The sequence below is a fragment of the Bacteroides sp. DH3716P genome (genome assembly GCF_025914115.1).
In the GTDB taxonomy this organism is placed as follows: Bacteria; Bacteroidota; Bacteroidia; order Bacteroidales; family Bacteroidaceae; genus Bacteroides; species Bacteroides ovatus.
Genome location: NZ_CP083673.1, coordinates 2,078,427 through 2,102,218 on the forward strand (window position 1 = coordinate 2,078,427; position 23,792 = coordinate 2,102,218).

Genomic DNA, 23,792 nt, shown 5'->3' on the forward strand with positions numbered 1-23,792 from the left:
ACCCGAAAAAACAAATATTCTTTAGGCACGGAATTCTAAGACCTGAGCAAATAATCCGTGCCTAAAAATTTTAATATACTGCAAGTTTCATTACTTACTCAACCATTGACTTTTTTATAGTCTTCCAGAAACTTCTTCAATCCCGAATCCGTCAACGGATGATTCAATAAACCCTTGATAGCACTCAACGGACAAGTAGCAACGTCCGCTCCCACTTCCACACATTCGATAATATGTTTCGTATTGCGGATAGAAGCAGCGAGCACTTGTGTCTTGTAATCATAGGTACGATACATACGTACAATATCTCCCACAAGCCCTACTCCATCTTCACAAATATCGTCCAGACGACCGACAAAAGGCGAAACATAGGTAGCTCCGGCTTTAGCTGCCAGTAATGCCTGTCCTACTGAAAAGACTAATGTACAGTTAGTACGGATTCCCTTTTCCGTGAAATGTTTGATCGCTTTAATGCCATCGGCAATACAGGGGACTTTTACTACAATATGCGGATTGAGCGCGGCAAGTTCTTCACCTTCACGAATCATTCCTTCATAATCGGTTGCTATCACCTCGGCACTGACATCTCCGTTGACAATCTTGCATATCTTGATATAATGTTCACGCTGATTCTGCGTTCCTTTGATACCTTCTTTCGCCATCAGCGAAGGGTTGGTAGTCACTCCGTCAAGTACTCCGAGGTCATAAGCCTCCTGAATTTGCTCCAAATTAGCTGTGTCAATAAAAAATTTCATACTCTTAATTTTTAATGGTTAACGATCTAATAGTCAAAGATAATAATTTATTTCCATTCATCTCTGATTATGCAATCGTTATTGACGAATCAAGATATACATCCTGAATAGTATTCAATAATTCCACCCCTTCGTTCATTGGTTTCTGGAACGCTTTACGTCCGCTAATCAATCCCATACCTCCTGCACGTTTGTTGACTACAGCTGTAATGACGGCATCACGCAAATCGGAAGAACCGTGAGATTCTCCACCGGAGTTAATCAAACCAACGCGTCCCATATAGCCGTTGGCTACCTGGTAGCGGCAAAGGTCAATCGGATGTTCGGAAGCAAGTTCGGTATACATACGCTCGTCGATCTTTCCGAAACCGATAGCTTTGAAGCCACCATTATTAGTCGGAAGTTTCTGTTTCACAATATCAGCTTTGATAGTCACTCCCAAACGGTCGGCCTGTCCTGTCAGGTCGGCGGCAGCATGATAATCGACAGCACCTTTCTTGAAATCATTATTGCGCAGGTAACACCAAAGAATGGTTGCCATCCCCAGTTCGTGAGCATATTCAAAAGCTTCGGCTATCTCCACGAGCTGACGGCGACTCTGTTCCGAACCGAAATAGATAGTGGCGCCTACCGCTACTGCTCCCATATTCCAGGCTTCTTTAACGGTACCAAACAATACTTGGTCGAAACTGTTAGGATAAGAAAGTAATTCATTGTGATTCAACTTAACGATAAAAGGTATTTTATGGGCATATTTACGTGCTACGGATCCAAGAATCCCAAAGGTAGAAGCTACTCCATTACAGCCTCCTTCAATAGCCAGTTTTACGATATTTTCCGGATCGAAATAGATCGGATTGGGGGCAAACGATGCTCCGGCAGTATGTTCGATGTCCTGATCGACAGGAAGTATAGACACATAACCGGTATTTGCCAGGCGGCCATGTCCCAACAACGTTTGCAGACTGTTCAATACTCTGATGCTCCGGTCCGAATCAATCCAGATTTTATCTATTGTATCGGGAGACGGAACATGAATCAATGATTTATCAATGGTTTCGCAAGTGTGGTCCAGGTAATAACAGGCCTTATCTCTTAATAATTCTACTACTTTACTCATAACTTCTTTTTTTAATGTGTAACTTTTCTATTTTTTCTTTCCCTGATTGGCTACTGCTTCCATCAGTTTTTTGATCTCTTCCGGGTTTCCCAGGAAATAGTCATTAGCAACGTTCAGGTTTTCATCAAACTCAAATACGTAAGGCACAGCCGTAGGTAGATTCAGCTTGACAATATCTTCATCGGAGATGTTTTTTAGATGCTTGATGATGCCTCTCAAACTATTGCCATGAGCGACCACCAACAGCGTATGAGCTGTTTTCAGACTAGGAAATATATCACTTTCCCAATAAGGCATAATACGTTCAATGGTATCTTTCAACGATTCAGTACGAGGCAACTCCGCATCGGGTACTTCATGATAACGGTAATCAAAACGGGGATTTCTCAAATCACTTTCTGAAAGAGGATGGGGAGCTATATCATAGCTACGACGCCACACTAGCACTTGTTCTTCTCCATATTTCTCGGCAGTCTCGGCTTTATTCAATCCCTGCAATTCACCATAATGCTTTTCATTCAAGCGCCAGCTTTTCTCTACAGGTATCCAGTCCAGATTCATCTTATCGAGAACACAGTTCAAGGTTTTCACCGCACGCTTCAAATAGGAAGTATAAGCCTTATCAAAATTGAAACCATATTCTTTCAATGTCTCTCCGGCTTTTTCAGCTTCGGCAACTCCCTTTTCTGTCAGATCTACATCTGTCCAGCCCGTAAAACGATTTTCTTTATTCCATGCACTCTCTCCGTGACGAAGTAATACTATCTTTTTCATTTCTAAAATTCTCCTTTCTTCTTTTTATATATACAACAGATTGTTTCTTCACAAAGTTCACTAGAAAATAAATAGTTGTCAATACCCAGAAATAATGATTCTTTCTACAAAGAAGCGGGATGCAGTAATCAGGGATATAAAAAAATACCCTCCTCTAATTCTAAGCTTGCATTATGGATGATGATTCATCAAAGCAAGGTTATCATTAGAGAAGAGTAAGTCTGTAAAAGTAAAAAGAGAGAGTTTATATATACAAGAAAATCTGTTCTACTTTTCTATTTTTTTCTATTCTTCGTTTTCCTCAAAGCTATTTATCAGAAGACCGCGTATCAGCATCTTTTCCATAATATCCTTCTTTTATTTTCTGAACGTTGCGCAGCAATACTGCATAATGCCGGTAATTGAGATCTCCCTCCTTAGAAGCAGCAAGTTGCTCTTTTACTGACTCTTCAATCTTATCTAAATGCTGTTCTACAAAAAGCTGAATATCAGAACGGCTGATTGCCAGATTTGCATTGGCACCATCTTTGCTACTAGGTTTAATCATTCCTTCGACAAACCCCAGATAAGTCCGGTGCAACTGACGGCGGAAATTATTCTCCAGTTCATTGGGATCATTCAACGGTTTCCATATTGCAGTAAATACATCGTTCAAATAATCATCGAGTGCATACGATTCCGAAGAACACAATGAGGTTGAGTAAATATTATACAACATTCCCGGTGCAAGTAGCAAAGCTACAACAGAGCTTTGGCGGTCACGAATCTCATCCACCGGTTTGACTCCGGTACGACTCACCACTTCATCAGGGTAGAGCCAGAGTGGAGCTACAAACAAATTGCGTCCCAACCATTCAACAGCTTCTTTCTGCAAACTGCGTGGCAGATAATCATGCACTTTGAGATCCGGCAAATTATTGGTATAGCGTCCTCCTATGTTCTTCTGCACTTGCAGGGTATACTTCAGATGTTGGGCACGAACCGAATTATAAATGGTGGTTAAGTCAGTGTACTCTCCGTCAGGCTGTGCTGTCCAGGTCAGTATGTTTTCCATCACTCTTTTCAGGTTCTTTATACCGTATTCATTGGCTTTCATATTATTGTCGCCCAAGTCCTCACTCTGGCTACGGGGATCAAATCCCTTTCCTTCATCACCAACAAACCACAAGCGATGATCTCCCCGCAGTTTTTTGGTTACTTCGGCACGTAATACGTCTTTTTCTTTATAAGGATCCTTAAATTCCGGACGATAGCGATATCCCCATTGGATAGCCCATTTGTCATAAACACCGATACGAGGGAACAATCCTTTTTCGGAAATCCGATCTTCCGGTTGGGCTACATAATTAAACCGCGCATAATCCATGATCGATACCGTATGACCATTGGCTTCTACCCAAGCTTTATCACGCAGTTTCTCTACCGGAGTAGCCGAACTGGCTGCCATATTGTGCCGTAAGCCGATACTATGCCCCACTTCATGTGAAGAGACAAACTGAATCAGACTGCCCATTAATTTGTCGTCAAAAGTCATCGTGCGTGCGCGCTTATCCAGTGGCCCGCACTGCACCATATACCACTTTTTGAGTAAGTTCATTACGTTGTGATACCAACAAATATGACTTTCCATAATTTCTCCACTACGCGGATCGACAATACGCGGACCGTAAGCATTCTCCGTTTCGGAGGGTAGATAACGTATCACACTATAACGCGCATCGTCCAAACTCATATTGGGATCGTTCGGCCATTCTTTAGCTATTATAGCGTTCTTGAATCCGGCAGCTTCAAATGCTGTATTCCAGTCTTCGACACCTGCTTTAAGATAAGGTATCCACTTCTTCGGTGTTGCCGGATCAATGTAGTAGATAATGGGATTTTTCGGTTCGGAGAGTTGTCCCCGACGGTAACGTTCCGGATCTTTCGGTTCCAACCGATAGCGCTGGATGATGGCTCCACGATCGGTAGTCTGCTGGTCGTCCGAAAATTCGGTCAACGAGTTTTGGAAAAATCCCACCCGGTCATCGGCAAACCGTGGCTGCATCGGTTCTTTGGGTAACATCACGATGCTTGTATTCAGTTTCACAGTCACCGAACCAGTCTGTGCAGCCGGTAGTCTACCAGCACTAATACTATAAGTACGCAAAGTCACTGCCTCCACGTTGATAGGATAGGTTTTTATCGTATCCATAAATGTGCGGTCCTGGGCTAAAGTACCGATGCCAAGAATGGAACGGTCGCTTGAGGTAAAGCCACACAATTTATTATCACCTAAAAAGAGTTTTGATACATCAATGAGCTGTGCCTGAATCTCCGGATTTCTACCGATTACATCAAACTTATAGATTACAGGATCTACAGTCGATTGTTTCAATGCCTCGGCAATGTTATCACCCGGACGGGCAAACTGTGATTGCACATATTCGCGTAAAAAGAGAGTCTTATCATCATGCTGTTCCCAATAAACAACACTCCGGTTCACCTCTTCTCCGCTAAGCATTTTGAAACCCTGTGGCACTGCTTTAAACCGGGTCACAGCCAACAACAACCGTCCTAAAAGAGTATCCGGCACTTCAAAATACCAGTTATCTTTGATGTGGCGTACCGTAAACATACCCTCACATTCACTTCCTCCATCTTTCAACAGTTTTTCATAAGCCGTTACTTTCTTAACAGTGTCTTTCTTGACCGTATCTTCCTGTGCTACCAGTTTCTTCTTTCCACTTTCCAGAAGAGATATACCACTGGCACGAGCTCCCACACCTTGCAAGGACAGGAACGCCAACACAGCCATCATCAAAATCTTTCGCATAGTTTTCTCTTTATTTTTTTCATTCGTTAGTGTTCATTGTCAGGTTCGGATTTTTTTCACGGGCAGCCAACGGGAATGGAATGATATACAACCGTGAATCCGGCTTCAACGTATATGTCTTTTTCTCGACATCCGTAGATACCAGCGGGAAAGTACGGGTGATTGTCTTTGCGTAATCAGCTTCCGTATTGTATCGTTTCAAATCCCAGAAGCGACTAAATCCGGAGATTAACTCCTTACGGCGCTCATCAATGACTGCCTGCACCATCGCACGTTCGGTAGCAGGTTCCGGCAATACAGCTTCGGCTCTCTTGATTCGTTTTTCACGCAACTGATTCAATGTTTGGACAGCTCCCGGTATATCTTTCAGCCGTGCTTTCGCTTCTGCCAGAATCAGGTAAACTTCGGCAGTACGCATTCCCACAGACATAGGCTGAAACTTAGAATAAGTAATCGAAGTATTCCACAAAGCAGCTCCTGAACCTTCGTCAAAGTAGTATATACTGTTGTCACTCGTTTTAAAGAATTGGTTCAAACGTTCATCATTCTGCCCGAAAAGTTGTACCATCTCCGGGCTAAGCATACCATAACAAAAGGCCAAAACTTCAGTAGGACCACCCATATAAGCATAGTTCAGCACTTCCGGGTTACCGCCTTTGGCATAAGTAGTAACCTTAGTCGGACCTCCTTTAGCTCCCAAATCAATATAATCAATCAGGGTATTATTCAACTTCAATGATTCTTCGGCAGCTTCTTTCGCTTTTTTCCAATCTCGATGGAACAGATAAACACGGGCAGCCAACGCATATCCAAAAGCTTTTGACGGATGATATACATTCACCGGCTCTTCCTGTAAATAAGGAAGCGCTTCTTCTATATCCTTAATAATAAAATCGTATACTTGAGCAACCGTAGATTTGGTTGGAGTAGCCTCCAAATCATATTTATCAATGATAGCAACTCCACCGTCAGTGGCTGCAGTTTCCGGATTATATGCTTTCGCAAATGTATTTATCAGAATAAAGTGATCCCAGGCACGCATGATCTTTGCTTCCGCTTTTGCCAATTCCTTAACATCTTTATCACCCAGACTAGCATCAACCAATGAAATTACGATATTTGACCGTAGGATATATGTATAACAATTTTCATATAAATTGTTATCACTTAGCTCTTTCCGGTTAGCTGCCTCATTAAAAGTCATGTTAATACCATCCCATGAAATAAATTCATTACCTATGATATTCGATTCTTTCGACCAGACATTATCGCTCAACAAGGCAAAAGCTGCCGGATGGTAGGCCCGGTTGGGCAGGGCTATCAATTCATAATAAGTATCAGTAGAATCCACCGTTTTCTTGCCTGTAGGAGTAATATCCACATAGTTTTCACAGGCTGCAAAACCCAATATGAGAATAACTGGCAATATATAAAGTAATTTACGCATATCTTATATCTTTTAAATGGTTAGAAACTTGTTGATAATCCGATGGAGTAAGTCTTGGGAGAAGCGATGCCACGTGTACCGTCATTCATTCCATAGCTTTCCGGATCAATATCACTTCCTGCCTTACACCAGGTAAACAGATTATTTACCTGCACTTTCACTTTCAGAGAAGAGAGGCGGAGGTGTTGGCAAACCGTAAACGGTAAGTTATACCCTACACTCAAGCTACGCAATTTTACATAACCTGCATCTTTCACATTGATGTCACCGTATTGCCACCAATCTTGGAAAGTGCTGGCATAAGTTTTCACCTGTGCCGGTATATCGAGGTACATACGTACCTGTGCATTCGAATCATCCGCAGTCCAACGGTTGGCAATTCCTTTCAAGGTTTGAGTACCTAACTGGTCATCCATTTTTAATACACTGTTACGCAGCTTATTACCACCAGCATACACAAAGAATGCATTCAAATCAAAATTCTTATAGTTGAATCTTAACCCCACTGACCCGCTGAATTTCGGAGTCAGCGAACCAAGGTTCACCAAGTCATCAGTACCTTTGAGCGAAGAACCAGAAGTGATACTGGCTACCGTGCCGTCTTCATTAAATTTCACCAGATCATTTCCATCTTTATCCACTGCTACCGGATATCCATTCTCGATACGATGTATACGGTAAGCCCATAACGTATTATAACTAGTACCTTCCATAAAATAGTTCAGCGGACTCTTTATAAAGAGGCTCGCATTGTCGGATTCACTATGATCCACCTTCAACATTTTGTTCTTATTATGGTCAAAGTTAAAATCTACAGCGAAGTTCCAGTCTTTCTTACGTATGATATTGGCTGAAAGGGAAAGCTCTACACCACGATTACGCATCTCACCATTATTTACTACACGTGAGCCAGCTCCTAAAGTCGGATCCATATATCGGCGTACCAACAAATCAGATGAGTGACGATTATAATACTCCAGAGTACCACTTATCAGATTCTTGAAAAGACGGAAATCTAATCCTATATTGTAAGTAGCCGTTTTCTCCCAGCGAAGCTTCGGATTCGGCAGATCATCATCCTCGTAAGTCAGATAAGTCGTTTTGATGGGATTGCTCTGTGTTTTTTTCTTTACAACAAAATAGGTAGTCGAAGCTTGATCTACATTACCGTTAATACCGTACGTCATACGTAGTTTAAGGTAATCCAGCCAGGAAATCTCTTTCATGAATGATTCTTCCGACAGAATCCAAGACGCACCGACTGACCACAAAGGATGGCGCTGATTACGTATATCGAGCCCGAACAAATCGGCTTGATCCCAACGAATACTTCCGGAAAGATTATAACGTGACAGATAAGAGTATCCTGCATTTGCATAAAAAGACGCATAACGATGGCGTGACTCGTGCAAAGTAGCAGACAGCCCCGATAAAGTAATCGTTCTGTCAGAAAGAGCACTGGTTCCTACACCGTCACGATAGGCTTGCCAATTCATAAAATCAGAAGTTAATGTTTGCGGATCGTAGCCATACAACAATTGGCGGGCAGGTGTCGGAATCTTATTTTCACGAAATTCCAGACCGGCAATGGCAGTTACTGCATGGTCCTTCCAAGTTTTATCAAAGTCTATTTGGTTTCGTACCGTGTAACGCTTACTTTCAACTTCTGTCTGAGAAAAACGTCCCCCTTGCGGCAATTGTGCTTTTCCATTTGTATCAACCATACTGTTATGTAGCATACGCATTGCATAAGTATTTTCCGACTCAAATAGTTCACTCTTACCTTTATTCCATTCATATTGATACATGAAGTTGTATTTGAATATTTTCAGGAAACGAGCCTGTAAACTTACAAACGGACGAATACTAACATCATGTGACTTTGTTATGCTTTCCTCCAATGCATCAAGTACATTGAAACCAAACGTTCTATAAGGTGAGACACCTTCAGCTTTTCTTACAACACTCCCATTATAGGAAGGATATGCACCTACATTCACATAAGGAGAAGTATAATGGTTACCGTCGGCATCCAATATCCGCTCATATCGTTGTTGCAGGGTATAGCTGGTATAACTGCTATTCGGAGTATGACTACGTCCCATACGTACGTCCACTCCGGCATTCAGATTCAACCAGTTTGTGACCGCATAATTCGATTTATAGTACAAAGAAATTTTATTGCTTTTACCGCTAATAACGCGCTGACTATCCTTTTCATAATTGAAAGAAAGGAAATGATTGCTATTTCCGGCTTTCTGTGATACAGTTACATTATAGCGCTGGGTTATAGCCGTACGCCAAGCATTATCACGATATTCCTTATAATAATCATTATTACGCCATTGTCCCAACGTAGCATTTACTTCACTACTGGTAATATCTCCATTGGCCTGATCCAGATAGAGTTGGAACAAGGGATTATAATAATTGTACTGAAAAGAAGATAAAAAATTCGCCGCACTTCCTTTTTCCGCTACATTAGCATCAAAAACAGCTGTTTGATAATCAATAATATCACTTGTTGAAGCTAAGTTCAAGCTCTTGAAACTTGGTTTGGTAGTGATAAACCAGTCTGCATTAATACTCACGTGCGCACCTTCTTTCTGAGCTTGTTTCGTGGTCACTACAATAACACCATTGGCTGCCAAAGCACCATAAATACTAGCAGCGGCAGCATCTTTCAAGACTGTGATACTTTCCACATTATAAGGATTTATCTCGCTCAAGCTTAAATTGGTTGGCATATCGTCCACAACGATCAGCGGATTTGTTCCTACGTCATCCGAGAACGTACCTACTCCACGAAGAATAGGACTCATATCACCCGTATTCGGATTAATATTCATACGCAAACCTGCTATCTGCCCTTCCAGAGATGAGGCCAGGTCACTGTGCATTTGTCTGTTCAGTTGTTCGGAATCAACGAAACCGAAAGCTGCAGTAGAACGTTCACGGCTAATACGCTGATAGCCCGTCACCACAACATCCCCCAATTGTTGCTTGTCCTCATGCATTATCACCCGGACATTGTTACGGTCTTTAACAGAAACCTTTTCCGACTGCATACCGACGAAAGACACTTCCAATGTATGTACATCCACCGGAACTTTACAAATAAAGTTTCCCTCTGCATCTGCAATAGCACCAAAAGGACTATTGAGCACTTTGATATTTGCTCCCGGCAAAGGATTACCACCCTCATCCACTACCTGTCCCCCAACATTTCTGAACTTACCTGAAGCAGTTGTCGAGGTAGCTTTCACTTTACGGACAGTGATGAAATTTTGTTTCACATCATACTCAAAAGGCTTTCCTTCCAGAATCTTCTGAAGTGCTGCAAAAGGAGCCATCTGATATATACTCACAGTTACACGATAGGGTGCAACGTCTTCACTGGGAAAATTCACCTTATAACCAGATACATTGCTGAACTGTTTCAAGGCCGAACCGAGCGGTTCGTTTTTCATCTCTAAAGAAATCTGCCTGTTTTCTGCATTCTGCGCCCATCCTTGCAAGGCTGTTGCTGTAAACACCAGCAATAGAAAGGCAGTTCTCATCCACACAAGCTTTTTTTTAGTTCTTTTTTCTAATAATGTAATTTGTTGCTTTTTCATAAGAGTTGTATTTGTATAGTTAAATCTGTTTGATCGTAATGGTTCCGTCCTGATAGTCTACCTGCACTTTCTCCAACTTATTCAGCAGTTCCAATGCTTCATCCAAATGGGTATTTTTATTAGCCCAGAAGTTCAACCTGATATGATACAATTCGCGCCGCTCGAAATCGATATTCACATTATACCATCTTCCCAAAGCACCCATGATTTCTTCCAACGGCACATCCTCAAAGTAGAACATTCCCTCTGTCCAGGCTGTATATGTAGCGATATTCACTTCTGATACTTTTTCCTCTCCGGTTTCCGTATAGGTCAAATCCTGTCCCGGACGTAATGTTACCGACTTATTGTTAACTGTGTTTGTAACCTGCACCTTACCATTCACCAAAGTTACATGACGATCTTCAACAGTATAGGAACGCACGTTGAATTTAGTTCCCAGCACCATGGTATTCATGCCATTAGCACATACAATAAACGGATGTTCGGCATCTTTTGCCACTTCAAAGCAAGCCTCCCCTTCTAGTTCCACACGTCGTTCTTTTCCATGAAATGCCACAGGGTAGCGCAAACGACTTTCAGCATTGAGCCATACCTTAGTCCCATCAGCCAGTACCAGCAGAAAATCTTTTCCACGTGGTGTAGTCAAAGTCTGACAGCATACAGTGTCTGCCGAGACAGTTTTCCAGTCTTTCACATCCATCACACTGTCTGTCAATAACTGCTGTTCACTACGACCATCCATTTGTAGGACCACATGTTCATCATTGTTGTTCGCAGCAAAAAAACGTATCGGCTGTTCTGCAGGTAAAGAAGTGGAAGGAAGCAAAGAAGGAATCAGAAAAGCCAGTATCAAGACAGCTGCAGCAGAAGAAGCAATTGCCAAGATACGCATTTTCTTTCTGTACTTGCGTTTCCGTTGCAGATTCTCACGTATCACAGCTTCCTTACAAGCCATTAATTCCAAGAAAAGTTCTTTATTTTCAGGTATACCTATCCACTGAAGAAATTCATCAGTTTCTCTTAATTGTGGATGTTGTATGGCACGAAGTGCATAATCTAATTTTTTATCTGAATGGTCTATCATAGTGTCAATAGTTTCATTAAACACGTAAAGGTTACTGAAACTGATGACACCCCGATAGGATTTTTTTTAAAAAAAGATGGTTAATTGTTTTCGGAGTATCTTTAAAGCTCTGGCAATGTGCGTTCTAACGGTATTATCACTAATACGTAACTTTTCACTGATTTCCGCACATTTCTTTTCATTTAAGAAGAATTCTTCCACTACGGTTCGCATTTGTGGAGCCATCTGGCGAATACTCTCCTGCATCCGGTTTATCTTGTCTTCATACTCACGGTATTCTTTCACAGTCCAGCCACTGTAAAGTTCTTCCAGATATCTTTCCGCATTTTTATGCACCACGTTCTGATGACGTATTTGGTCAATACAACGATTTCGCACCATGACGAAGAATAACGGCAGCAGATCCTCTTCCGTTGTCAACCGTTCGTTGCTCTCAAGCACCGAACAAAAGACATCGTTCACCACATCTTTTGCGCTTTCCTCATCATTCAGCAGATTATATGCATGAATATAGAGTTTTTGCCAATGTTCCCTGTATATAACAGTTATAGCATTTTGACTATTATTCATGTATTTATAGTTACTTTTTGCGTTTCATAGAGCGCAAAGATAACCAATTGGAGCAAAAAACACTCTATTTATTAAAAAAGATTATAATTCATATAAATACATTTGTTGTTATAGACATATTCTATTCCCATCGTCTGACTCTTAATATTTTGACACTATGTTTCTCTCCAGAAAGATACGATTCACAACTATATCCAGCCGTTTCCATTCATCTGGACATTGATTTAATCTTCGCTTTATCTTTACGCGTACAGAATGCTTCGATTACTTTTTTTACACGAAGATAATTTATTGATACTCTGCTCATATATGCCCATTTTCTTTGTAATACATACTTTCCTTGTGATACAATCATACTATCTTTTACTTTTTTAAGGTGGAATTCAACAAAAATGATTATTTTTACGAGCAAATTATTGTCTAACTACCTGATAATACAGACATACCTTGAAAATAAACGAACAAAACGAAAGCGAATTCCTACAAAAGCTTATGAACAAAGCGAATATAGGATGGTGGGAAGCTGACTTGAAAGCAGAGACTTACAAGTGTTCGGAACTTATCTCCCAACTACTCGGAATAGGAGAAGACGGGCTCATCAGTTTCGAAGATTTCAACAAGCGTATTCTAAAAGAAGATCAGGGATACGCAACTTTTCCGTCTTTTGACAAAGTACAACAGACTGTAGAAGAAATATACTTGTTTGATACTCCCAAAGGTCATGTATGGATTCGTAGCAAGGCATGCTTCCAGGAAACAGACGAAAATGGTAACACCAAAGTATATGGAATTGCCGAAACCCAAGAGGGAATTCATATAGCATCTGCACACCAGGCTCTACAAAATAGCGAGCGGATCCTTCATAATATATATAAGAATCTTCCGGTAGGCATCGAATTATATGATAAGGACGGTCAAATGGTCGACCTGAATAAAAAAGATATGGAAATGTTCCGTATTTCCAATAAAGAAGATATTTTGGGAGTCAACATTTTCGAGAATCCTATATTGCCGGAAGAGATAAAACAGAAAATAAAAGACAATGAGAACGCAGATTTTACATTCCGGTACGACTTTTCCAAAATCAACAAATATTATCAGCCTAACAGTACAACCGGTTTCATTGACTTAACAACCAAAGTCACCACTCTATACGATCACAATCACGAACCTATCAACTACCTCTTAATTAATGTAGACAAGACCGAAGATACAATTGCTTATAATAAGATTCAGGAATTCGAGAGTTTTTTCGACCTGGTAGGAGATTATGCCAAAGTAGGTTACGCGCACTTCGATGCTTTGAGTCGGGATGGGTATGCTTTGAGAAGCTGGTACAGGAATGTAGGTGAAGAAGAGGGTACCCCATTGCCGGAAATCATCGGCATTCATTCCCATTTCCATCCAGAAGATCGGGCTGTGATGATCGACTTCCTGGATAAAGTGATAAAAGGAGAAAGTTCCAAGCTATCCCGCGATGTCCGGATTCGCAGAGCAGATGGAAATTACACTTGGACACGGGTTAACGTATTAGTAAGGAATTACCAGCCCCAGGACAATATCATCGAAATGCTGTGTATCAACTTTGATATTACCGAACTGAAAGAGACAGAGCGGATGCTGATTGGCGCCAAAGAGAAAGCTGAAGAAGCCGACCGGCTAAAATCTGCTTTTCTTGCGAATATGAGTCATGAGATACGTACCCCGCTCAATGCGATAGTAGGCTTTTCCAGTTTGCTTGAGGAAGCGGAGGATGCAGAAGAAAAACATCTGTATGCAACGATTATTGAAGAAAACAACAAGCTCTTGTTACAACTGATCTCGGATATTCTTGACTTGTCAAAGATTGAGGCAGGGACTTTCGACATTATCCCGGAACAAGTGGATGCACAACAACTTTGCAACGAACTGCTACAATCTATGCAGGTAAGGGCTACAGAGCAAGTAGAGATTCTCTTAGCACCGGAACTGCCCGAGCTTACTTTTACCAGCGACAAAAACAGGTTGTATCAGGTATTGCTGAATTTTGTAACGAATGCTCTGAAATTTACTTCCGAGGGCAGTATTGTTATTGATTACCGAATCAACGGAAATGAAGTCAGATTCTCGGTTCAAGATACGGGAATGGGCATCGAACCGGAAAAGCAGGAAGCTATCTTTACCCGATTCGTGAAATTGAATAATTTTATTGCCGGCACAGGGCTGGGACTCCCTATCTGTCAAAGTATCGTCACACAGTTAGGCGGCAAAATCGGAGTGGAATCAGAACCGGGGAAAGGTTCTTGTTTCTGGTTTACGCATCCGATTAACTAAAATCTAAATTCAAAATAAATATCAGAAAACAATGTTTACCGGTTTCTCTTTAAGAAAATACGATCTGTTATAGTGTTGGGAAGTTCCGATTCATAATGTGTCACCATAATCATCGTCTTATCTTTGCGTCGGCAGAAAGCCTCAATCACTTTCTTTACCCGTCGACGATTATAAGTATCCAAGCCATGAAGCGGTTCATCCAGAATCAGCAGTTCCGGGTCTTTGACGAAAGCTCTTGCCAACAAGGACAAACGTTGTTCTCCACTGGATAGTTGCAGGAATGGTTTATCTTTCAAATCTGCAATGCCAAATATATCCATCCACCACTCACAGATAGCCATCTGTTCCGGTTGAGGACGTTTATACAGACCGATACTGTCATGCAAACCACTGGCTACAATCTCAATAGCGGGCAGATTTTTAAGATAAGCACGGTGCATCTCCGGACTTACGTAACCAATATGTTTCTTGATTTCCCAAATACTTTCTCCCGTCCCTCTTTTCCGTCCGAAGAGACTGATGTCACAGGCATACGATTGCGGATTGTCTGCACAGACAAGGCTCAACAGAGTCGATTTCCCAGCACCGTTCTCACCACTCAACGCCCACTTCTCACCACGACGGACTGTCCAGTCCAGTTCTTTCAGAATAGTTCGGTCGCCATAACGGATACTGACCTTATTAAGTTTTACTACTTCCTCCGAATCGTAATTGTTGCCATCAGATGACAAATCTATAATCCGTTGCTGCAAATCATCAAAAGAGGTAACCACATCTCTACTGCGGAAAGCTTCCAGATAGGCTTCACGTTCCATTTTAGGAAAGACCTCCATTTTGTCCACAGGAATGACATGAGTGATGAATGAAGGTATATCATCGAGCATGGAAAGTACCAGAATGATCTGTACGGACGACATTTTTGTCAGACGTTCGAGCAAAGAAAACAACAGTTCACGCGTAGGAGCATCCAGTCCGATAAACGGATTATCCATAATCAACACGCGGGGAGCAGTCAACAGGGTTTTGGTTAGCTGGAATTTACGTAATTCACCGCTGGAAAGGAGAATGATTTTCTTGTCGAGCAACGGTTCGATACGGAAAAGTTCAAACAGTTCGCGTTGTAGTTGCTCGTCCTTGATTTCTCCCAACATCTCACGAACATCAGGAGCTTCATCCTGATCGTAAGCATTCCAACGCTGCTGGTAGTAGTAATTGGCATCGGCAGCTCCATAGGTATCACGGAAAGCAATGTATTTCACATTATCATAAAGAGTCTGGGTGGCAGAGGGGGAAAAATCATATTGTACGGTTCCTTCACGCAATGGATATTTTCCGATCAGGGTATCTACAAAAAGACTTTTACCGCCACCATTGGGACCTACAATAGCTATGTGTTCATTCGCTCCGATAGTTGCCGTGATGGGTTTGGCTAAACGCACAAGCGGGTTGCGTGCTACGCCCCCCGCCATGCAGAATGTATTTTGGTTCATATTCTTTTATTCTGTTTTATTATTGCCCGCAAAGGTAACAATTTTATCATAAAAGACGCCAAATTGCAAACATATTCTTATTCGTTCCGTAGAAGGAATATCTTTATTTACTTACTAAACCCATAAGGTGGACATTCAAAATTGGTAATATCCAATTTGTATTCCATCATATCTTTCAACTCGTGTATGGGACGTTCCAATTCGTAAGGTATCGATTGTCTGCTGAATTGCTGGAAGTAAAGCAAACAAGCATCCCGCCACCAGACAGCATCCCGTGCCTGAATCTTCAGGCGGTGTTGCACATCACGAAAACGTTCGGAATCAATATACGGTTCCATCCTGTCCCACACTTTTTGAAAGTTTCTCACTTCGTTTACACCACGATCATACGCGTAGCACAGTTCTGCCCAAAGTGTACGTCCGCTCTTCATCTGATGATTCCAAGGGACATGGTGAAACCAAAGGAGCAGATTCTCCGGACAAGTATTCACATTGTCCAGTTGCTCGCATAATGGAGAATGGTATTGTCCGGTAGCATTACTTCCTGTACTGCTGCGGTCGAAACCTATTCCCATGTTGTCGGCACGGTGGTAATAAGGAGGCAGCCAATCCGGGCGGGCATCGGGAATATCACACCAGGGTTCCGGTCCGTAATGATGTCCCCATGCAAAGATATGATGCAAGCCGAGAGGCATCATGTAGTCTACTACTGCTTCTCTCGATTTTTGAAGCACTTGGAAGTTGAGAAGGGAGAGTTCAGCGTCGACCTGCTCTTTTTGAATGACTTCTCCTGCCGGAGTATCGGTTTGCGCACCGGTAACGGGAAGAAAAGTTTGTTTCAACCATTCTTCTCCTATCTGTTCGGAAGAGAGCGAATGTTTCCATGCCAATCGTCCGAAAGCATACCAGTTGGCTTGAGCAAAAGGATGTCCACACCAATTAGTATCATCACCGATGTTTGCCACTCCGGAAATAGCCGTGAGCGGATGAAAGAATAAAGAACCATCTGTCACACGGGCAACGGTAGAGCCTTTGCCTTGCAGATAAGTATCACTGTCTAAACACTCTTTCCACATAGGAGCAAGGAATGCAAGATGATTGGAAAAACCAAGATACTCTTGTGTGATTTGAAATTCGGGCATAACTGCCGTCTTTTTCATGGCTCCGAACAGCGGGCTGAATGGTTCACGGGGTTGGAAATCTATCGGACCGTTCTTGATCTGCACAATAACATTATCCCGAAATTTATCATCCAAAGGTTCAAATTCAAGATAGGCTTGTTTGGCACGGTCGCTGTCGGTAGGAGAATAAACGAAAGCGCGCCACATCACAATGCCATGATAGGACCTCAACACATCGGCAAACATATTGGCTCCTTCGGCATGAGTCCGTCCGTAGTCACACGGACCGGGCTGCCCTTCGGAATTCGCTTTCACCAGAAAACCTCCGAAATCGGGAATCAGAGAATAAATCTCTTTGGCTTTCTGCTTCCACCAGTTTATCACTTCTTTATTCAACGGATCGGAAGTGGATAAACCGCCTAAAGCTGCGGGAGAAGAGAAATTGATAGAAAGATATATTTTCAAGCCATAAGGGCGGAAAACGTCGGCCAAGACTTTGACTTTCTGCAAATAATCATTAGATAGTATCTTAGGACTTGCATTGACATTGTTTATTACAGTGGCATTAATGCCGATAGAAGCATTGGCACGAGCGTAGGCTTCATAACGGGGAGAGACAACAGACGGAAGTTCGTCCCATTTCCAAAGTGAATGTCCGGCATATCCGCGTTCGATTGTACCATCCAAGTTATCCCAATGATTCAGGATACGAATTCGATAATCAGGTCGTTCGGAGATATTGAGGGATTGCAAAGCTGATTCCGGTAGTTGTCCGGTAGCTTGCAGACGGAGTAAATGATACGTTCCATAAAGTACTCCTTGTTCACCGGAAGAAGCTATCGTTATTTGACTGCCACCTTTGGAGGTCTGAATCGTATATCCCTCATTTCCAAGTGCACGAAGTTCTTTATTGTTCCGGACCTCCAAAGTAACCGGGATTCCTCCCTGCCAGAAGTTCTGTAATTCGGAAACCGCAATACGTAATGTAGGTGATTGTTTCTTGCTGGTAATTTCCGCTTTCGCTCCCGATGCATAACGAAGCCACAAGGCACTTCCATCTTCTGCCCAAATAGAAGAAAAGCAAAAAAGGATAGTGAATATCAATGCAAATATATTTCTAGGCATATTTTTCAGATAGAAGCGGTAGTTTTAATGTATTCTATTATTCATCTTTTCCCTCGATAGTAATGATTCGCCCGTCTGCATCATACTGAAGTTCACAGACTTTTAGGCTACGGAGCCAAGTCTTTCCCTCTGATGGTACACAATCGTGATGAAACAGATACCACTTACCTTTAAACTCTACAATAGCATGGTGAGTAGTCCATCCTACCACCGGAGTCAGAATGACTCCCTGATAAGTAAACGGACCATAAGGGTTATCACCTGTTGCATAGCAGAGCAAATGAGTGTCTCCCGTAGAATAGGAAAAATAGTATTTACCATTATATTTATGCATCCACGAAGCTTCGAAGAAACGGCGTTCCGTATCCCCTGCTGTCAATGGCTTACCGTCTTCATCCAGAATTACCACTGCACGGGGTTCTTCGGCAAACTCCATCATGTCTTCACTCAAACGAGCAACACGCGACGGGATTGCCTCCTCCTCTCCTTCCGGCAAAATGGCAGATTCCAAGGCTTTATTATTACGGTAACGTTGAAGTTGTCCACCCCACAATCCACCGAAATACATATAATAGTTACCATCTCCGTCATCCCATACAGCCGGATCGATGCTGTAACTTCCCTTCATCGGATTAGCTTCCGGTATAAAAGGACCATAAGGTTTATCACTCACAGCTACCCCGATACGAAATATATCATTCTGATCTTTCAATGGAAAATACATATAGTACTTACCATCTTTACAAACCACATCACAATCCCATAGTTGACGGCCCGCCCAAGGAATATCCTCTGTGGAAAGCACCACTCCATGATCTTTTATTTCACCGTTCATCACATCATCCATAGAATACACGTGATAATCTTTCATATTGAAATGATCGCCATTATCATTTTCAGCAATACCACTTTCCCAATCGTGCGAGGGATAAATATACAGTTTGCCATCAAATACATGTACGGCAGGGTCAGCCATATAATCACTGGGAACTAAATATCTTTTTTCTGTTTTCATGCTTTTTCGGTTTTTCTGTTAGAAACTTATTTTGTTTTTTCAGCCTCTTTGATAATCAGGTCGACTACCGGCTTCGGCTGATAATTGCGATCAAAAAGTAACGGATAATCCGTGCGGCCTCTCATCGGCCAGTCATTACGCCAAGAGTTCTGATCGGCTACTCCCCAAAGAGTAACCCTGGTGATAAGGTTATGATGTTTCAGGAACAGACGGAAAAAGTCATTCATTCTTTCAGTCCATGCTTTCGATACCTCTTCCGGTAATCCATCCGGATAAGGATTCATCTCTTTCTTATATTCAAAGGAAGCGGAAACTTCTGCACCTACATTGGGATTCGGTGATGGTATCACCGTCAAATCCAGTTCTGTTATCATTATCTTCACTCCTGTTCCGGCAAAGGCCAGCATACTCTTCTCAAATTCACTGATTTTCGGGTAGTCCATGCCGATGTGTCCTTGCATACCTATGGCATCAATACGGATTCCACGTTTTTTCAAATCGTTCACCATTTTCACGACGGCTTCTCTTCTCCCCGGTTGGGTCATTGAGTAGTCATTGTAGTAAAGTTCGGCATCCGGATCGGCCTCGTGTGCATATTGGAAAGCCAATAGGATATATTCTTCCCCCAGAATCTCATAAAACTTTGTCTTGCGATATGCTCCATTATCTTCAATCGCTTCATTTACTACATCCCAGCCTTTGATACGGCCTTTATAGCGTTTCACGATGGTAGTGATATGGTCTTTCATCCGTTTCTTCAGGACTTCCGGAGAAACATTATTCCCGTCCTTATCTACGCAAAACCAAGGAGCCAATTGTGAATGCCAAATCAGGCAGTGACCAATGATAGCCATTTGATTGCTCTCACCAAAACTGACAAATTCATCTGCCTGCGCAAAATTATACTTATTTTCTTTCGGATGAATGACAGAAGACTTCATGCAGTTTTCCGCCACGATGGAATTAAAATTCTTCTTTACAATTTCAACAGCTGCGACATCCTTACCGGAACTTTGATGTGTGTTCACTGACACGCCAATCAAAAACTTGTTTTTCAAAGCCTTTTTCAGCGAATTTCCATCTTTCGCAAAAACTTCTCCATAAGAAAAAGAAAACATCACTGTCAATAATAACAGAATTATTCGTTTGAGTTTCATACGTTATATTTTTGAGTAATAAACATTCTACTATCTTATCTATTCGCCTTTTTTACAGCGCGATTCTATCTCCTCATTTATATTGTCAATCACATTATCTTCCAATTCATATTTAGAAATAATGAACATAGCGACCAAAAGCAACAACGCCGGAATAACGGCTACGAGCCACAGTATTCCCTGTTCGGCAAAAGGTGATTGTGACACTTCATTTGTCTGGTCGAATCCGACAAAAGCCATAACAAGTCCCGGTACAACTCCTCCAAGAGCCATTCCCGCTTTATAGAAAATACCAGTCAAAGCATTGACTATACCCGAAATACGTTTACCATGAGTATATTCGCCATACGAAATTACTTCAGGAACCAAAGCCCACATATACCCTGTCGCAATAATGACTCCCGTCGATTTTATGAACTGCGCCACAAAGACCAACCATATCTGCGTTTTGAGTACCGGAACCACAGAAATAATATACAGCAATGCCATACCCAATATAGCGACTGAAAGGAATACATAAAACATTTGCTTTTTTCCAATGGCACGTTTAATGGCAGGTACCATCGGCATGAAAATGAATGCGGGTATCGAGCCCAAGGCCATGAAATAAGGTAACATCTCCGGTGCACGTACATTATAAATCATATAATATGAACCGGCAGAATTACCAATCGCCATCATTGCAAAAGCAGTAATGAAAAAGAACGCCAAAATACGCAAAGGTTTATTTCTACAAAATTCTACCCACAAGTCGGACACTTTTACTTTAGATGTCTCCTCCTGATCCATAACCACACGCTCCTTCGTCTGGCTAAAGCAGAACATCAATAACGCCAATCCGATAACAGCATAAATAGTCATCGTAATAAACCATGCGTTAGCAGATGCAGTAGTATTGATTTTACCATCGGGAGACAACACCTTCACCAGTATCGGAATACCGTATGCCACAGCCAAACCACCCAAATTGGCAAGAAACATACGCACTGACGTCAACACCGTGATTTCATTCGTATCGCGGGTAAGTGACGCATTCAGTGCTCCATAAGGCACATTAATCAATGTATAACACATGGATAATCCAACGTAAGTGAAATAGGCATAGAACAGTGAACCCGAAAAGCCGTTCCAAAAACAAAGAATAGCAAAACCAGTCAGCGGAATTCCTCCCCAAATAAGATATGAACGGTATTTACCTAGTTTAGGATTGTGTTTATCGACGAAAGCACCCACCAGAGGATCCCAAAGGACATCCACTATCCTGACAATAAGAAACATCACGGCTGCCACTTCCGGTTTAAGTCCATATACATTGGTATAAAAAATCAGCAGATACATACATACGGTCTGGTAAATAAGGTTTTGCGCCAAATCACCGGAACCGAATCCTATACGTTGAAGCCAAGAGAGTTTATAGAAACCTTTCGCTTCATTGGTCTTTATTGTATTCTCCATAAAATAGATAAATTGGTCATTTTCTGTTTTTCGTATTCATTTCTATCAAGATAGCTGCTGCCACTCGTTGCCCTAGCGTCTTTTTATCCAATGGATGAATATCATTCCATTCTCCTAAATCACTATTTTTAATCAGAGTAACATTTTTATTTGTATCGGCTACTTCCGCCTGCGCTTTCCGGAATTCCGCCCAGGCAGTGCGTCCTCCTTTATCTGTGGGTGAAAGGAAATCCGCCAGCTCAATGATATAGAAAGGCATATCCGACTTATTCCATCGTTGTCTCCAATCGCTAATCATAGCCGTCAACAAGTCTTTATACTCATTTCTGCGTGAGACATTCGATTCTCCCTGATACCAGATGACACCGGATACCGTATAGTTCAGCAAAGGAGCAATCATTGCATTATACAGTCCTGTGGGTTTATAATGAAAAGCCGTTTGTCCCGGAGCAGCGGGCATAGGAGCACCGAGATGATATTTCCAACTCCCCTCCAAATTGATCTCCGATTCTCCTTTTTCCGGCTGACCTTTTCCGAAAAGGATTTTATAAGGCTTTTCCTTTACAAATTGAGGACGACCGCCATAACTGAAAAGGCGTATGGTTATTGTATTTTTTCCGGCTTTCAACAATCCGGCAGGAATGGTGTAGATACGGGGAGGATACTGATAAGAGACAGTCCCCACAAATGTGCCATTTACATAGACCGAATCTGCATCTACGATGCATCCCAAACGAAGAGTCGCTTTCTCTCCCGCCTGTTGTGCAGACACCTGAAAGTCTTTACGGAACCAGTGGGAGCCATTGACGGTATTCAGTCCGTTTGTTGCCCAGCCGGAAGTAAACAAATCTGTTTCTGTCCAATTGCTATCATCATAATCGGCAGCATACCAAGGGGTAGCCTCATGCATCCCTTTATCTCCCTGAAACAACGCCACATTCCAGGCATGACTTTTCTTCCTCTCCTCTTTTTTCATCGACTCCATCAAATCGTCTGACTCATAGATACGCTTTTCATTCAAATAAAATGGAAAAGGCTTCAACCCTCCCTCACTGATCCACGCTTCTACCGGTGAACCTCCGACACTGGAATTTATGATTCCTACCGGAACCTTTGTCTTTTGATAGACATCTTTAGCGAAGAAATAGGCTAAAGCAGAGAAAGGCATCACATTTTCAGGAGTCATCGCTTGCCAGGAAATTCCCGGAATATCTGCCTGCGGAGCATGAAAATTATAGAGCAGAGGTGTTTTTATATAGCGTACCATCGGATAGTTACTGTCCGTAGATATTTCATCGCGAAAACGATCTGTAACCCGTGAAACAGGCAATTCCATATTCGACTGTCCCGAACATACCCAAACATCACCAATAAGAATATCCTTTAATTCGATATCATTAATGGCCATCGTATAAGGTCCGCCAGCTTTCAATATAGGCAAAGTCACTTTCCAGTTACCTTGTACATCAGCAACAGTCTTATATTTCTTTTTCAGGAAAGTTATATCAACGGTTTCATCAGGATCAGCCGTTCCCCAGATATTGACAGGTTCCCCACGCTGAAGTACCATTCCGTCGGAAACAAGAGTCGGAAGTTTAACCTTTGCTCCGCCCAACAAGGCGAAGCAAAGGAACACAACTACTAACCCTACCTTATAAAACCAATACTTATTCATTCTGTCTTTTCTTTTATATGTCTTTATTTCATGATAATTTAGCAAGAGAAGAAATCCATCGGGATTCCACTTTGCAAACTTAGGAAGTTTCTTCCCACTTACCCAGAAATTCTGATTCAAATCATTACTCGCTTGTTACATCATCGTTTACGTATGTTACAAAAACTTGTTGCAATGTTACATTCAAGCTGAAACCACCGATGAACAGGAGGAAAACGAAAGTTTTAGAAAGAGCGGATTACAGTAGTTATTGTTATTC

At 41.9% G+C, this 23,792-nt stretch carries 15 protein-coding genes; 1 reads left to right on the forward strand and 14 read right to left on the reverse strand.

The features are described 5' to 3' along the window. Positions 1-98: 98 nt before the first annotated feature. The 8 genes from fsa to KQP79_RS07520 all read right to left on the reverse strand — a co-directional run bounded on the left by fsa (position 99) and on the right by KQP79_RS07520 (position 12,182). Positions 99-755 carry a fructose-6-phosphate aldolase gene (gene fsa / locus KQP79_RS07485; protein ID WP_004300824.1) on the reverse strand — a complete coding sequence of 219 codons (657 nt, stop codon included), beginning with the start codon at positions 753-755 and terminating at the stop codon, positions 99-101. A 67-nt stretch (positions 756-822) separates the two neighbouring features. Then, positions 823-1,875 (reverse strand): class I fructose-bisphosphate aldolase, encoded by a 1,053-nt coding sequence (locus KQP79_RS07490; protein ID WP_004300825.1) that lies wholly within the window; start codon positions 1,873-1,875, stop codon positions 823-825. Between the two features lie 27 nt (positions 1,876-1,902). Further along, positions 1,903-2,649 carry a 2,3-diphosphoglycerate-dependent phosphoglycerate mutase gene (gpmA, locus tag KQP79_RS07495; protein WP_004300826.1) on the reverse strand — a complete coding sequence of 249 codons (747 nt, stop codon included), beginning with the start codon at positions 2,647-2,649 and terminating at the stop codon, positions 1,903-1,905. 307 nt (positions 2,650-2,956) lie between these two features. Next, positions 2,957-5,461, reverse strand: coding sequence for a zinc-dependent metalloprotease (locus tag KQP79_RS07500; RefSeq protein WP_061447817.1), 2,505 nt, complete (start codon positions 5,459-5,461; stop codon positions 2,957-2,959). Positions 5,462-5,480: 19 nt separating this feature from the next. After that, positions 5,481-6,908 (reverse strand): RagB/SusD family nutrient uptake outer membrane protein, encoded by a 1,428-nt coding sequence (locus KQP79_RS07505; protein ID WP_009040545.1) that lies wholly within the window; start codon positions 6,906-6,908, stop codon positions 5,481-5,483. Between the two features lie 20 nt (positions 6,909-6,928). Next, positions 6,929-10,525 (reverse strand): SusC/RagA family TonB-linked outer membrane protein, encoded by a 3,597-nt coding sequence (locus KQP79_RS07510; protein WP_061447816.1) that lies wholly within the window; start codon positions 10,523-10,525, stop codon positions 6,929-6,931. 19 nt (positions 10,526-10,544) lie between these two features. Then, complete coding sequence (locus KQP79_RS07515) at positions 10,545-11,612, reverse strand: FecR family protein (RefSeq protein WP_061447815.1); 1,068 nt, start codon at positions 11,610-11,612, stop codon at positions 10,545-10,547. 66 nt (positions 11,613-11,678) lie between these two features. Further along, the gene (locus KQP79_RS07520) at positions 11,679-12,182 is read right to left on the reverse strand and encodes an RNA polymerase sigma factor (RefSeq protein WP_004300832.1); all 504 of its coding nucleotides are present in this window, start codon (positions 12,180-12,182) and stop codon (positions 11,679-11,681) included. 492 nt (positions 12,183-12,674) lie between these two features. On the opposite strand from KQP79_RS07520, the gene KQP79_RS07525 reads away from it, so the two are divergent. After that, complete coding sequence (locus KQP79_RS07525) at positions 12,675-14,495, forward strand: PAS domain-containing sensor histidine kinase (RefSeq protein WP_004311422.1); 1,821 nt, start codon at positions 12,675-12,677, stop codon at positions 14,493-14,495. 35 nt (positions 14,496-14,530) lie between these two features. Here the strand turns inward: KQP79_RS07525 and KQP79_RS07530 are convergent, their stop codons facing one another. The 6 genes from KQP79_RS07530 to KQP79_RS07555 form a co-directional block, all read right to left on the reverse strand. Further along, positions 14,531-15,985 (reverse strand): ATP-binding cassette domain-containing protein, encoded by a 1,455-nt coding sequence (locus KQP79_RS07530; protein WP_061447814.1) that lies wholly within the window; start codon positions 15,983-15,985, stop codon positions 14,531-14,533. 107 nt (positions 15,986-16,092) lie between these two features. Further along, entirely contained in the window at positions 16,093-18,231 is a 2,139-nt protein-coding gene (locus KQP79_RS07535) for an alpha-glucuronidase family glycosyl hydrolase (RefSeq protein WP_061447813.1), read from the reverse strand. Between the two features lie 37 nt (positions 18,232-18,268). Next, positions 18,269-19,246, reverse strand: coding sequence for a glycoside hydrolase family 43 protein (locus KQP79_RS07540; protein WP_004311420.1), 978 nt, complete (start codon positions 19,244-19,246; stop codon positions 18,269-18,271). 26 nt (positions 19,247-19,272) lie between these two features. Then, positions 19,273-20,403: an endo-1,4-beta-xylanase gene (locus tag KQP79_RS07545; protein ID WP_061447812.1), complete on the reverse strand. Its 1,131-nt coding sequence runs from the start codon at positions 20,401-20,403 to the stop codon at positions 19,273-19,275. Positions 20,404-20,442: 39 nt separating this feature from the next. Next, complete coding sequence (locus tag KQP79_RS07550) at positions 20,443-21,858, reverse strand: MFS transporter (RefSeq protein ID WP_004311418.1); 1,416 nt, start codon at positions 21,856-21,858, stop codon at positions 20,443-20,445. A gap of 16 nt (positions 21,859-21,874) precedes the next feature. Further along, positions 21,875-23,533 (reverse strand): sialate O-acetylesterase, encoded by a 1,659-nt coding sequence (locus tag KQP79_RS07555; RefSeq protein ID WP_004304379.1) that lies wholly within the window; start codon positions 23,531-23,533, stop codon positions 21,875-21,877. Positions 23,534-23,792: the final 259 nt, after the last annotated feature.

What these genes read in the sequence shown, in the direction of transcription:
- KQP79_RS07540 (WP_004311420.1), bottom strand. Translation starts at nt 19,246, where the DNA reads ATGAAAACAGAAAAAAGATATTTAGTTCCCAGTGATTATATGGCTGAC.
- fsa (WP_004300824.1), bottom strand. Translation starts at nt 755, where the DNA reads ATGAAATTTTTTATTGACACAGCTAATTTGGAGCAAATTCAGGAGGCT.
- KQP79_RS07555 (WP_004304379.1), bottom strand. Translation starts at nt 23,533, where the DNA reads ATGAATAAGTATTGGTTTTATAAGGTAGGGTTAGTAGTTGTGTTCCTT.
- KQP79_RS07490 (WP_004300825.1), bottom strand. Translation starts at nt 1,875, where the DNA reads ATGAGTAAAGTAGTAGAATTATTAAGAGATAAGGCCTGTTATTACCTG.
- gpmA (WP_004300826.1), bottom strand. Translation starts at nt 2,649, where the DNA reads ATGAAAAAGATAGTATTACTTCGTCACGGAGAGAGTGCATGGAATAAA.
- KQP79_RS07515 (WP_061447815.1), bottom strand. Translation starts at nt 11,612, where the DNA reads ATGATAGACCATTCAGATAAAAAATTAGATTATGCACTTCGTGCCATA.
- KQP79_RS07535 (WP_061447813.1), bottom strand. Translation starts at nt 18,231, where the DNA reads ATGCCTAGAAATATATTTGCATTGATATTCACTATCCTTTTTTGCTTT.
- KQP79_RS07530 (WP_061447814.1), bottom strand. Translation starts at nt 15,985, where the DNA reads ATGAACCAAAATACATTCTGCATGGCGGGGGGCGTAGCACGCAACCCG.
- KQP79_RS07505 (WP_009040545.1), bottom strand. Translation starts at nt 6,908, where the DNA reads ATGCGTAAATTACTTTATATATTGCCAGTTATTCTCATATTGGGTTTT.
- KQP79_RS07550 (WP_004311418.1), bottom strand. Translation starts at nt 21,858, where the DNA reads ATGGAGAATACAATAAAGACCAATGAAGCGAAAGGTTTCTATAAACTC.
- KQP79_RS07510 (WP_061447816.1), bottom strand. Translation starts at nt 10,525, where the DNA reads ATGAAAAAGCAACAAATTACATTATTAGAAAAAAGAACTAAAAAAAAG.
- KQP79_RS07500 (WP_061447817.1), bottom strand. Translation starts at nt 5,461, where the DNA reads ATGCGAAAGATTTTGATGATGGCTGTGTTGGCGTTCCTGTCCTTGCAA.
- KQP79_RS07525 (WP_004311422.1), top strand. Translation starts at nt 12,675, where the DNA reads ATGAACAAAGCGAATATAGGATGGTGGGAAGCTGACTTGAAAGCAGAG.
- KQP79_RS07520 (WP_004300832.1), bottom strand. Translation starts at nt 12,182, where the DNA reads ATGAATAATAGTCAAAATGCTATAACTGTTATATACAGGGAACATTGG.
- KQP79_RS07545 (WP_061447812.1), bottom strand. Translation starts at nt 20,403, where the DNA reads ATGAAACTCAAACGAATAATTCTGTTATTATTGACAGTGATGTTTTCT.